The sequence below is a fragment of the Aporhodopirellula rubra genome, from assembly GCF_014192335.1.
In the GTDB taxonomy this organism is placed as follows: Bacteria; Planctomycetota; Planctomycetia; order Pirellulales; family Pirellulaceae; genus Rhodopirellula; species Rhodopirellula rubra.
Genome location: NZ_JACHXU010000013.1, coordinates 183,308 through 196,356, shown reverse-complemented (window position 1 = coordinate 196,356; position 13,049 = coordinate 183,308). Strand labels below are relative to the sequence as shown.

Below are 13,049 nucleotides of genomic sequence, written 5' to 3'. Positions count from 1 at the left end.
TACCGGCCACGTCGTCACGGCCTCTCATACAAGAGACGTCCAACCCGACCACAAAACCCTCAACCATTCGCGTCATTAGCGGGCAAAACAACACTTCAGCTCGCCTGCGGATCACGCCAATGTAACACGTGTAGGATTGCGGTGATGACATCCCATCATCCGCCGATTGCATCGCGTGCGATGCATACCAGCGTGCGAATGATTCGCGGGGACGTCTCCTGGCGCTCGTGAACACGAATGAGTGTTCTTTCAAATTCAGTAGCTTCAGAAGCCCGCTGCACTGAGGTGTTCGATTGCTTTTTGCAAGACCGAATCATCCAACTCGGTTGTCAAACGACCTTGGTCGTCGGGTCGGGCCGCGATGTAGGTTGGAGGCACGACGATGTTGGGTTCCACGCCGTTTCGGCTGATCGCTTTCCCGCTCGGGGAGTAGAACTTCGCCGTCGTCAAACACAGACCAAACTTCGCCGATTGCATCCGGAAGATACCTTGCACGCTGCCCTTGCCATAACTCGTTTCGCCGATCACGGCCCCACGCTCGCTGTCGTGGATCGCACCAGAGAAAATCTCACTGGCACTCGCACTGTTGCGATCGATCAACACCACCATCGGCACGTCCCACGTGTTGGGACGATGAGCGGCGTAGTCAAAGTTTTCACGTGCGTTGCGACCACGCGTTGTCACGATCCGGCCATCGCTCATGAATCGATCCGCCACCTCGACGGCCGCCGACAGCAGCCCACCGGGGTTGTCTCGCAAATCCATCACCAACGACCGCATCCCGTCACGATGCAACGCCCACAAAGCTTGCTCGACTTCACGTGGCGTCGTCTTTTGGAAGTTAGTCAATCGGAAGTAACCGATCCCCTTCGCACGATCAACGATGTGAACGTTCTCGACACAAGGAACATCGACACGTCGACGTGTTACCATCAACTCTCGCTGCGAATGATCCGCACTAAGAATCGTCAACCTCGCGGCGGTTCCCTCAGGTCCACGTAATAAGTCAGCGATGTAGTCAGGGTCTTGCTCATCAGCACGATTGGCACCAACGGCCAAGATCCGATCTCCAGCAACGATCCCAGCTTCCGCGGCCGGTCCACCCGGGATTACCGACAGGATCAGCAGCGATTTCTCTGCGGCCTTTAGTTCGACACCGAGTCCGACGAAGTTGCCTTCGATCGTCGAGAACATCTCATCGAGTTGGCCCGGCGACAGCAATCGTGTGTAGGTATCGAGCGTTGAGACCGCACCGCTGACATATTCGAGCACGGTGGCGGTACCGGCAACCCCGAGTTCTTCGTGTGCCATGGTGGCGACCAAGCCGACCGTGGATCGCAAATCAAACCGGCTCTGTGTCGAGCGTTCGGCGATGCGATGGTGGATTGCTTGACGGAACGCTTCGATACGCTCGCGTTTGTCAGCGCCGACGACGCGGTCAACGAACGCGGGTTCGGTCAACGCGACTTCCAATGCGGCGGTACCGTGCAGCAACACACGCGACCATTCGATGGTTTCGACATAATGAGTTTGCAGATTCGCAAGAATCTCGCTGTACAGATCCAACGTCTGCGACGTGGTCATCTCGCGAATACTCGCCAGGTACGTTTTATCTTCGTAGCGTCGTTTGACGTCAAAGTGCAAACGGCTGATCAACAGCCGCTGATATAAAATCCGATCTTCCGGATACGCCCGAGTAGCCGCATCGTAGTGATCGATCGCATCGCCCCACTGTCCCGCCCGTTCGAGAGCCAAACCGTCTTCGAGCGAACGGTCACGAGCAGATTGTCCGTCGAGCGTTTGTACCGCATTGCCAACACCACCGGGCGTCGCGTCAGCGGCACCGGCGTGCGTCATCAATGAAAACTGAATCGCCGAGAATAGAACCAACGATCCCAACGCAATCCCCACGCGTCGACAACGACGCGGAGGACAACACGATACGCTTGACAATAAATCCATACGGAATATCCATTGGAGTGTCTGGGCATTGGGGGACCGCCGCGAAATCGACACTCTAGAAGACGCGGCTGAGCAAACTTAGGTCACGATTTGTGCCCGGTCAAAAAACCGCGCCGAAAAAAAATCGCTCCATTTCCACTGACCCGAACCACCCCACCTGTGCGGGTACGATCGATCGGATTGGGACGATCAAGAGACGAACATACGCTGACGTTGTCTCAAGAATTTGGCGAGCGAAGTCGCCCCCACAAAAGCGAAACGGGGTTCGATTAAAGCGGGGGCGGTCTTCCGGATTTGCTAGCGCGTCCGCTGCGCTGAGAAAGAGTTCGGACTCGAAACGTGTTTCACATCATTCGTTGTGAAACACAAAACCTCACACATTCGCAAGGCTGCCGAATCTCTTTGGCGTCGAGTTATTAATAGGCAGTGGCAACGTGCCGGGCAAGGATCAGGCAAAGATCGTGCGGCTCGCGATCACGCTGGCAACGCGATCTGTTCGTGAATTGCCTTCTCGTTCGCCGAAGGAATGACTCGAAAAAGAAACTATGTTTTCCATCAAACGCTCTGTCCATCCCGATACCGACGATCATCCGACATCAATGATCGATGCACACTACACCAGTTCCCACCGACCGACGCGGCCGTCATCCAAATCGACATAATACAACGCGCCGTCGGGACCTTGACTGATCGCGACAACAACGTTTGCACCGGTTACGAAAGTTTGAACGTCAACGACGTTGCCGGAGGCATCGATCGACGCGTGTCGCACGATGCCTTGCCCGAGATCATTGAAAAACAGATCGCCATCGTACTCATCGCCATAGAACGTTCCGCGATAGACGTCACCCATCACGATCGCGTTGATCCCATCGGTTTGATGATTGAGCCCGTAGATCGATGCTTCGACGTCCACGCTCTGGGCAAAGAACGCTTGACCTTCCGGCGTATCACGGTAACCAACGTTCACCAGACTCGTCCCGCTGCCGCCTTCGTAGAACGGCCAACCGAAGTTGGCACCGGCATCCGCCGCATTAATCTCTTCCCACTTAGTCCAACCGACATCACCGACATAGAGTTGCCCGGTTACCGGATCGACCGACATGCGGAACGGGTTTCGGAGTCCCAACTGATAGACCTTGCTTCGGTTCGCATCGGCATCACCGTTGTAAAACGGATTGTCAGCCAAACCTTCTCCCGTGATGGGATCGATCCGCAACACCTTGCCCGAAAGGCTATCAATGTCTTGCACCCGATCAGCCCGAACATCGACTCGGTTATAACTCGCGCCGTCGCCGATCGAAACAAACAGTGTCCCATCGTTGGCAAACGCCAGTGCCCCGACGGTGTGCGATTCACTGTCGCTCGCAATAAAGTCTTCGATGAACGTTCCGTCGGGCAACTCACCCGCGGGCGGTTCGGTGAAGTCAAACGTGCTGTTGGCGAAACCGTTGAAGTTGTCCCACGTGCTATTGCTGCCCAACAAGACGACTTCGCTGCCCGCCACGGCGGTGTGGTATCCGTTGTTCACATCGGCCGTCACTCGGATCAATCGACCGGCCCGGTTGCCGTTGCCGTTCGGACCGGCCAGCGTTCCCGCCGCTTGGTTGTAAACTTCCGGCGGATCGTAAGTGAACAACAGATAGACGTACGGGTTGTTCACAAAGTCAGGATGCACTGCAATGTCGAGTAGTCCGCGGTCGCGTGTCCCATTGACCATCGCCGAGATGTCGATGAATGGCGTCGCCGCAATTCCCTCGCCCACGCGGGCCTTCACCACGCCGCCCTTTTCGGCGATCAAGATGGTGCCATCGGGCAACCAATCGATCGCGGTTGGTTGATTCAGCCCCGCGGCCAACGTTAACGAATAGACCGTGTCCGGTTGCTCAGCAGGCGGATCCAACGCGGGGGCTTGCTGATCGAGCGTCCATTGATGAATCCGATGGGAATTATCGAGCCCACCGGTACCCGCGGTGAACCCGACGTACCCCGTGTCACCCACGATGTCCGCCAAATCAACCGTGGCTTTCATCAACGCCAACGCGGGCTTGTCCGGAGTCGAGGCAAGATACACCGAAAGATTATCACTGACACCGTTGTAGTCGACCCACACGTAGTAACGACCACCGTCATTCAAATCGATGTCGGGAATCACCGTTCGCAAACTATCGAAGATGGTTCCCGAGATAATGGAGACATGATTCGCGTTGACTTCGAGATCACCGTTGCGGTAGGTGTCGAACTCAACAGCAACGGAGTTCGTGATCCCTTCATATCCCATTCGCCCTCCGTTGGCACCTAATGCGTCGGCACCCCGCGGGTCATTCTGGATGGTGAATGTAAATCCGTCGGCACCGTTGGCCCCACCACCACCGGTGATGTCGAAACTAAACGCCGAACGGAAGGACGCATTCTGATCGAGTTTGATTGGTGAGGTGTAAAATGCACTGCCGGCGCGATTCAAATTATCCGTTGTCAGTTCCAACGCATTTGAAGTGCGGCGGGCATCCCCGTTGAGTTCCAAACCCGCGACCGAACTGAAGTCAGAATAGCTCGGCAAAGTCACTTCGTCGTCAACGATCGTTACCGTCGCGGTGCGTGGGACCAACAACGTTGCTCCGCCGGTCACGTTGTCGATCGTGACATTGAACGACTCGTTTGCTTCAATCGTGTTGTCATCGGTCAACGTGATCACGATCGACTGCGTGGTCTCCCCGTTCGCGAACGTCAGTGTCCCCTGCTTGCTGACATAGTCGGCTCCACCGATCGCCGTTCCGTCTTGAGTTTCATAGTCGACCGTGATCTCACCGTCACTGCCGCCGGTTCGCACGACTTCGATACTGACCGTCCCGGCGTCTTCATCGACGTTCACGTTGCTCGTCTGCAGCGATACCACACCCGGGTTCAACGTGCTTCCGTATTGGAAGTAACCGTTGATGTGCAACGTTTCAGCTTGCTTGTAACCAGGAGTGATGGTGTCACCCTGGTACGTACCGGTTGAAAACACATCCGGTGCCTCGGTTTCATAAACGGCACCGTCGATAACCACCCGGTCAATCCGCAAGTTCCGATCGACTTCCCCGTCGTTTTCGTAAAGGTCGTTGGTGAATCGGATCATGATTTGATCGATACTGACCTGAGAATCGGCGGTGAAATCGTATCGCACGAATTCCCTGGCGTCGGCATCGCCGCCGATGTTGTTCCAGGTCTGCGCGAGTGATCCGTCGATCCACAACTCCATCCGCTCGCTGTTTTCATTTCCGGCGGCAAAGATGGATATCGCGCTGGGCAATTCGGAATTGTCAAAGTATTGAAAGTAACCGTTGCCATGAATCCATTCACTCTGCCGGTATCCTGGTGCGATCCCGTCGGCGGGCAACCATGTCCCGGTGCCGAAAACGAGTGGGTCTTCTGACTGCACCGTGTTTCCGTTGACGACGACGCGATCGACTCGCAGATTGCGGTCAAGGTTCAGAGCCGGTTCGTACGCATCGTTACTAAAGAGCACACGCACTTGGTCCGCCGTTGCATCGGGTGCGCCGTTATATGTGAACTCTTGGAAGACACCACCATCGGCATCTCCGGCAACATTGTTCCACGTTTGCACGATCGTTCCGTCGATCTCCAACTGCATCTGTTCCTCACCCGTCGCTCCGGCTGCAAAGACCGTGATGGGCAGCACGGAGGAAACACGATCGAGATGCGATGCCGTTGCGAGTAACGCAGATTCCACCGATCCCGTTGTCAGCTCCAAATTCCAGTCACCGCCGAGCCTGTTCGAACCGGTCGTGTCAATCGATGCCGCAACATCCGCCCCCGTTTGGTTCGCCAACAACTGCACAAACCGTTGACCTTCACCGCCCGCACCGACGTCGCAACCGTAGAGCAAGACATCCGCGTTCTCGGTCAAGTGCGCGGCCCATGATTCCATGACACCCGAGTTCGATTGCAACGTCGTCGAATCCAGCGTCTGACCAGCGATCCGAAGCTCACCGGCGGCGCCATGCGAGACCACGTGCACCGCCGCAATGTTGGATCGCTTTTGGATTACCGCGTCCATTTGCGAGATCGCATCGGACGAGGAATCGATCACGACAACCTCCACACCATCACGCACCCATTGGGCGAGTTGATCGTGCATCTCGACACCGGAATCGATGAACGCAATCTCGGTCGGCGCGTTCTGAGAAATGGCGACATCGGACGCGCTAATCTCTTCGGCCACATCGACATCCGAACAACCAGATTCAATCGCAACCGCGACCTCCGCCCCCGCATCCCCAGCCAGCATTCGGCGAGGTTCCAAACGGGTGATCGACCACCCCGGGTGTGCATGCGTGTCCAGCGGGTTCGTTTTTCGTGAGCGACGGCCCAAAAAGGAGCGTTTCATAACAGCAGATATTGCAGGAGTCGTCAGAAAGGGGGGGATGATCAAACCCTGACATCCTAAATGCCCTCACGACCATTGCAAACATCCCATTCCCCCTATTCGTTGCTTTCAGCCGCCTCAATTCCCCATCGAGGGAAGGCATGCACTGGAGAAAGCGACGTAGGGCCCCGATCCGCAGCCCCGAATTTATAGCCACGAATTCGCAGCCCCAAAGCCGTCCGCCGAGCGAACCACGAGCAAAACCACAGCCGCCATGCCATTTTGCCCGCAGGGGGCAGCCTCCCGCCCGGACAGCAGCCCGCGGCGATTGACGACGAATCATCGCCTTCACGGGCCGAGGCACGTGAAGAGGCACATCAGGAGGCAAACGAGAGAGAGTCCTGAGACGGCAAGTCCGTCTACAGCGTCGTGCTGCTCTTGAGCACTGGCACGAGCAACGCGAGCACGACCGCGAGAACCATGATCGCCATGATCAGCAACATGATCGGTTCGAGCAATCGGACGAACAGGTCGAGCCGGCGGAAGGTCCGCTTCTCCAGCGAGTCAGCAATTTCGGGCAACACGCGATCGAGCGAGTTACTTTCCTCACCGACCTTGATCATCTCGACCACGGCCATCGGGAAATAGCCCGAATCGCCCAGCGGTTTGGCGAGGCTCTCGCCACTGCGGATGTTGTCGGTCGCATCGCCGATCGATTGACTGAGCAAACGGTTACCCGTTGCGCTGCGACTGATGTCCAACGATTTGATGATCGGCACACCGTTTCCCAGCAACGTGCCGAGCACGCGACAGAAACGGGCCACCGAGAGGTTCATCAAGATGTCACCGAGAACCGGAATTTTCAACTTGAACCGATCCGCGCGATCTTTCCCCACGTCCGTTTGCAAATGCATGCGAAGGGCAACAACACCAGCGACGAGGGCGAGCAAAATGAAGATGCCGTAGCTCTGCAAAAAGTGACTGAACACGAGCAGCCATTCCGTCATCACGGGCATCTCACCTTTCTTGCGAAGCCGATCAAACAGCATATCGAATTTCGGGACGAAGAACACCAACAATCCCGAAACGACCACGGTACCGACCGCGAACAGGAACGTCGGGTATGCCATCGCACTGACGGTCCGGCCCTTGAGGTCTTCTTGCAATTCGGTGAACACGCTCACTCGGTCCAACGCATCTTCCAGGAACCCGCCTTCGGTTCCGGCGCGGACCATGTTGATGCCCATGTCACTGAAGACACCGGGGTAGCGTGCCATCGCGTCGCCCAGGGTTTCCCCGTCTTCGACACGGGCTTTGATCTCCGTCATCACCTCGCTCAAGACGGGCTCGGTCGACTGGTTACCCAACAGAGTCAGCGACCGGATCATCGGCACACCGCTGCGCAGCAACGACGCCAATTGGCCGTAGAAAGTGGCCATCGTTTGGCCCTTGACCTTCTTCCGACGTCCGCCAAATAAACCCGAACTGGCCGACGCCTGTTCAACAATCTTGGTCGGAAACAGTTCCTTGCCCGAGAGCAGTGAAGTCGCCTCGCGCGCGGTTCCCGCCTCAATGGTGCCAGTCACCATTTTACCGGACAGATCGCGAGCGGAATATGTGAAGGAAGGCACCGGTGGCTACGTAACTGTTAATGAGGGGGAACGTGATCGGGAAAGACAAACAGCGTTCGCCAGGATAACGGTGGCGTGCCGTGTTTGCACGTCTAGAGGGCTTCGCCTTTGGTAACACGCAACACTTCGTCGATGCTGGTCACGCCGACAACGGCTTTGTCCCACGCATCCATTCGCAAGGTTCGCATTCCTTCGGCAACGGCGGCGCGGCGAATGTCCCAACTGCTCGCTCGTGCTTGGGCGAGTTCGCGAATCGGCTCGCTCGACACCAGCAATTCGTAGATCCCCAGACGCCCCGAGTACCCAACGTTTCGACATTCGCGACACCCAACGCTGCGATACAGCGGCCCGCCGGCGAGCTCGTCGAAGGGGAAATCCTTCGGCAATTCGGCCTGATCAGGTTGGTAGGCTTCTTTGCAATGCGGACAGAGTCGTCGCAACAATCGCTGGGCCATGACGGCTTCCACCGTCCCCGCGACCAAGAACGGTTCGACACCCATGTCGACCATCCGGGTGAACGCACCCGCGGCGTCGTTGGTGTGCAACGTGCTAAACACGAGGTGACCGGTGAGCGACGCCTGAGTCGCGTTCTCGGCCGTTTCCAAGTCTCGAATTTCCCCGACCAGAACAATATCAGGGTCGTGACGCAGGATGCTCCGCAGCGACGCGGCGAACGTCAGGCCGATCTTGGAGTGGACTTGAATTTGGTTGATCCCATCGAGTTGATACTCTACCGGATCTTCCGTTGTGATGATCTTGTTCTCAGGACTCTTGATCTCCAACAGACTGCTGTACAGCGTCGTCGTTTTACCACTCCCCGTTGGGCCCGTAACGAGAACGATTCCGTGCGGCATCCGGATCAAATTCTTGAACCGGCTGTAGATTTCTTCCGACATCCCCAATCCTTTCAGATCGAAGACCATCGACGACTTATCGAGCACACGCATGACGAGGCCTTCGCCGTGGATCATCGGGATCACACTCAAACGAATGTCGACCTCGCGCCCGTGAACGCGGAGGCGAATGCGACCGTCCTGCGGCAAACGTTTTTCAGCGATGTTCAACCGAGCCATGATTTTCAAACGGCTGATGATCGCCGCTTGAAACCGGTTGATTTCCGGCGGCACCGGTTGCGGGTGCAAAATCCCATCGATCCGATACCGAATCACTAACCCGTCGGACTGCGATTCGATGTGAATGTCACTCGCGCGTGAATCAACCGCTTCGGTCAAAATCTCGTTAACCAACCGAACAACGGATGCTTCCTGAGCCATCTCGCTGAGTTCACTGCCGTCGGTCTCGATGCTTTCGAGCAGTTCGATCTCTTCGTCGCCCGCCGCGGCAACGAGGCCTTCGATCGTTTCGCTACCGACGCCCAAATGTTTCTTAACGAGACGGTTGATCTCGGCCCGCTCGGCAACCACCGGCGTGACGGTTTTTCCAGTCGCCGCACACGCTTCATCGAGCGGATACAAATCGAACGGGTCAGGCGTCGCAACTCGCAATCCACCGTCGGCCCAACCGATTGGGAACAGCGAATGCCGATAGATCAGCTTTTGAGGAAAACCTTGCAACGCGGTCAGATCAATTTCGGCGGTACGCAGATCGATGAAGTCCAACCCGACTTCGTCCGCGATCGCCTCGAGCGCTGCACGGGCGGAGACGTATCCCAAAGACACCGCATTATCGACGATCGACGCCGGGTCGCCGTTACGACTTTGTTCGAGTTGTTGGGATGTAAGCAGACCTCGCCTGCACAAAATTTCCGCCGCGTGCATGATCATCTTCCGCGCCCTCCTCGGCCGCCTGTGTTACCGCCTCCTCCGCCACCGCGGGTCGATCCTCCGCCGCGCGTTGACCCGCCACGTCCAGAATCACCACCGCGACCGGCGTCGCCTCCGCCAAACCGCGAGCGGAAGAAATCGATTCTTCTTTGAACCTCTTCTGCCGAACTTGGGCTCGATGAAGGATTGCCTGATGTCGAACTACTCGACGAACTGCCACCGGAGGTGGAATCAGCGGTCGTTGCCTGTTTTCCGGTCACCGACTGAAGCGCCTGCAGCATGATTTCCGGCCGAACCGATCCACCCATCGCGATGACTTCCACGCGTTGTTCGGATTCGAGACCTTGCTGATCGAGCGTTTCTACCAGTTCACGGACTGATTGTAAGTTTTGTGGGGTCGCCGTCACGACCAGTGAGTTACTGCGTTCGTCGACCGCGACGATAATCTTACTCGCTTCGCTCTTCGGCGCCGCTTGGGCTGATCCACCACCGCCGCGTCCACCACGTCCGCCGCCCCGCAGAGCTTCGATAAAGTCCTGAGGATTGGGTTGACCGCCCCGACCGCCGCCACCGTTTTCGTTCGTGCTGCCGATCAAGTCAGCAAACACAGCGGTGACAATCTTCGCGACCGCCGCTGCATCCTGATAAACGACCGGAATCAACGTCGGACGAGCGATCGTTTGAATCGTCTCGGGGCTCTCTTCGCGATCGATTTCTTGCAGCACCGTACGAATAAAGTCGAGGTCTGCGGGCGGAGCCTGAACGATCAACGCGTTCAAGCGGTTATCCGGCACAATGTTCACGCTGCCGCGGCTAGTCAAGATGGTTCGCGTTTCCGACGTCTCACCACCGCCACCGCCCATGCCGAGCAGACCGCCCAGCATCCCGCCACCGATGCCGCCCATCATTGATTCGGTCAACGCCGAGGCCGAACCACTCGAATCGGCACCGCCGAGCACGCCCGCGACCAGTTCAGACGCCACGTCGGCTTTGATGAATCGCAACCAAAAGATCGTTGGCAAGTCCGACGCCATCGCCGACTCGCTGCCCAACGAGGTAACGAGCTGCTCCATCAGGTCCAACGCGTTCTGATCACGCGACGCGATCACGAGACCGGCCGGAGTCAATTGCACAATGATGTCTTCACCGGCAAACTCAGGCCCGGCCTGAGTTTCGGCGGCAAGAACTGTTTCCTGCCCCTCTTCTGATTCTCGCGATTCGTTGGATGCACCTGCCCCCGATGCACCTGCCCCCGATGCATCAGAACCGGAATACTGCCAAACCAACGTTTGATCGAATTGCCCCAGCGATACGCTCGTGTCTTCCAAACTCGATGCATCAAAACGATCGGTCCGCCCGTTCGTTTGGTTAGGTGAATTGCGGTTCTGCGATTCCTGGCTGTCACGTTCCGCCGCAGGCGTGATCACACGGATTCGGTTGCCGCGACCAGTCAACGGCCAGAGGCTTTCGAGTTGCCGCAACGTTTCCGATGCCGCAGATCCTGTCAAAGGCAGAATTCGCACGTTGTCCCCGAGACCACCGGACAGCGGATCGTTCTCCAACTCAGCGATCAACCGTTTCACCGCTTCGATCTGATCCGTCGTCCCTCGGACCCACAAACGTCCGGTCACGGGATCGCCATCGACGATCGGAGCGTTACCGGTTCCCGTCTCGGTGACACCAAAGAATTTATTGATGGTCAGCAAAGCCTGTGCGGGCTCGAGCCGTTTTAGATCGATGATCGTGAAGTCACGTCCGGTGCCCTCGAGTTCCGCGATCGTTTTTGAAATCGTCTTTTGAGTTTCAGGGCGAGCGAACGCGATCACGGCACCACGGTTAGCATCAACCGCCAAACGTGCGTCCGGTGATCCCGCGATCAAGGTCTGCAACACGTCGTACACCGTTTGCAAGTCAGCCGAAGCGACCGGGTGCGTTCGCAGTTCAGGAGTGATCAATGCCGTATCGACTTCGGCTTCTTCACCCGGCATCGCCCGGTCGGCTTTCTCGATCACGCTCGCCAACAGATCGAGTTTCGATTGATTGCCGGTCGCAAAAATACGATCACCATAGATCGACACCGACAATCGAATTTCGTCGTTCGCGTTGGCTCCCGGTTCCAGACCGAGCAACGGCCTAGCGATCTCCAGAACTTCATCGGCGGCGCGATGTTTGAGCGTTAATTCAACCACGCTCGATGACGCCTGCGTTGTCGCGCGGAGCACTTCATCGATCACCTTCAACTTGCCAACCGTCTCGGTCACCACAACTTGGCGAGCCCCCGCGAGCACATTGATGCGTCCCCAGGGTCCAATGATTTGCGACAGCTCTTCACGAGCCTGATCCGGCGAGATGGAACCGAGTGGAAACACGCAACGAACAATGTCGCTATTGCCACGATCGCCGAATGAATTGGGCGTGACGAGTTCAGCCATTTCCGAGATTAGTTTTTCAGCGTTGTCGGCTTCCAAATCGACCAGCAACAACATCCGTCCGCGACGCACGACTGCCCAACCGCGGTCGAGCAACAAACGATTGATCAGGTCCAATCCTTCGGCGACGGTGTAGGTCTTCGTTGGGTCAACAAAATTGACCGTTCCCGCGGGTGCCGTGTCGATCTGCAGCGACAGGTCGGCTTGCTCGGAAAACCAATCCAACACATCACGCCAACTCGCTCCAGCAAAATTGAATCGCAATCCCTCCTCACTCACCGAAGGGGCGACCGCTGTCGACTCGCTGGCAGGGGCAGGCGTCGCCGCAACAGGGGTAGGAGCGGGTGCTGGTGCAGCGACGAGGGGAGGAGCGGGAACCGTCTCGGCAGGTGCCTCGTTTGCCGGCGCGTCCGTGGCCGGCGCGTCCATGGCAGGGGCGTCCGTGGCAGCGGCGGGGGTTGAGACCGCCACCGGGTCAGATTCAGTGTTCGCGGTCTCACTCGCTGCGGCCTCAGACGTCGGTTCCGCAGGTGAAGCGGGCGTCTGCGTCGCTTCAGCCGATCCTTGAGGCTCGGCCGCTCCCGCCGTCGCGGGTGCCTCGGACGTTTGCGCCGAGGATTCGGAGATCCCCAATTCGCATGCCGTTGCGATCAAAAACGCAACCAAAACGTAACGAGCCGGGCGGGAACGATAAGAGACGATGAGTGGCATTTCGCGGCTGGCAATGAGAAAAGGAGTGCGATGCGGGACAACCGGCCAAAAAGCGGGGCGTTCAGTCTAATCGACTTGGCACATTTCCCCAGCAAAAACTGCGGTCAACCGATGCCAAACCCGTCTTCTGGTCCGGATATGTCCATTTCAACCCCATCATCGT

At 57.4% G+C, this 13,049-nt stretch carries 5 protein-coding genes; all 5 read right to left on the bottom strand.

The annotated features are described in order from the left end of the window. Nucleotides 1-264: 264 nt before the first annotated feature. The 5 genes from FHS27_RS18125 to FHS27_RS18105 all read right to left on the bottom strand — a co-directional run bounded on the left by FHS27_RS18125 (nt 265) and on the right by FHS27_RS18105 (nt 12,886). Nucleotides 265-1,962 (bottom strand): S41 family peptidase, encoded by a 1,698-nt coding sequence (locus tag FHS27_RS18125; protein WP_184306287.1) that lies wholly within the window; start codon nt 1,960-1,962, stop codon nt 265-267. Nucleotides 1,963-2,575: 613 nt separating this feature from the next. Further along, nucleotides 2,576-6,352, bottom strand: a complete 3,777-nt coding sequence (locus tag FHS27_RS18120) for a DUF4347 domain-containing protein (protein WP_184306286.1) — start codon at nt 6,350-6,352, stop codon at nt 2,576-2,578. A 398-nt stretch (nt 6,353-6,750) separates the two neighbouring features. Then, entirely contained in the window at nt 6,751-7,962 is a 1,212-nt protein-coding gene (locus FHS27_RS18115) for a type II secretion system F family protein (protein ID WP_184306285.1), read from the bottom strand. A gap of 92 nt (nt 7,963-8,054) precedes the next feature. Continuing rightward, nucleotides 8,055-9,746, bottom strand: a complete 1,692-nt coding sequence (locus FHS27_RS18110) for a GspE/PulE family protein (RefSeq protein WP_184306284.1) — start codon at nt 9,744-9,746, stop codon at nt 8,055-8,057. Beyond that, the gene (locus FHS27_RS18105) at nt 9,743-12,886 is read right to left on the bottom strand and encodes a secretin N-terminal domain-containing protein (RefSeq protein WP_184306283.1); all 3,144 of its coding nucleotides are present in this window, start codon (nt 12,884-12,886) and stop codon (nt 9,743-9,745) included. The genes FHS27_RS18110 and FHS27_RS18105 overlap by 4 nt, the downstream gene beginning before the upstream one ends. Nucleotides 12,887-13,049: the final 163 nt, after the last annotated feature.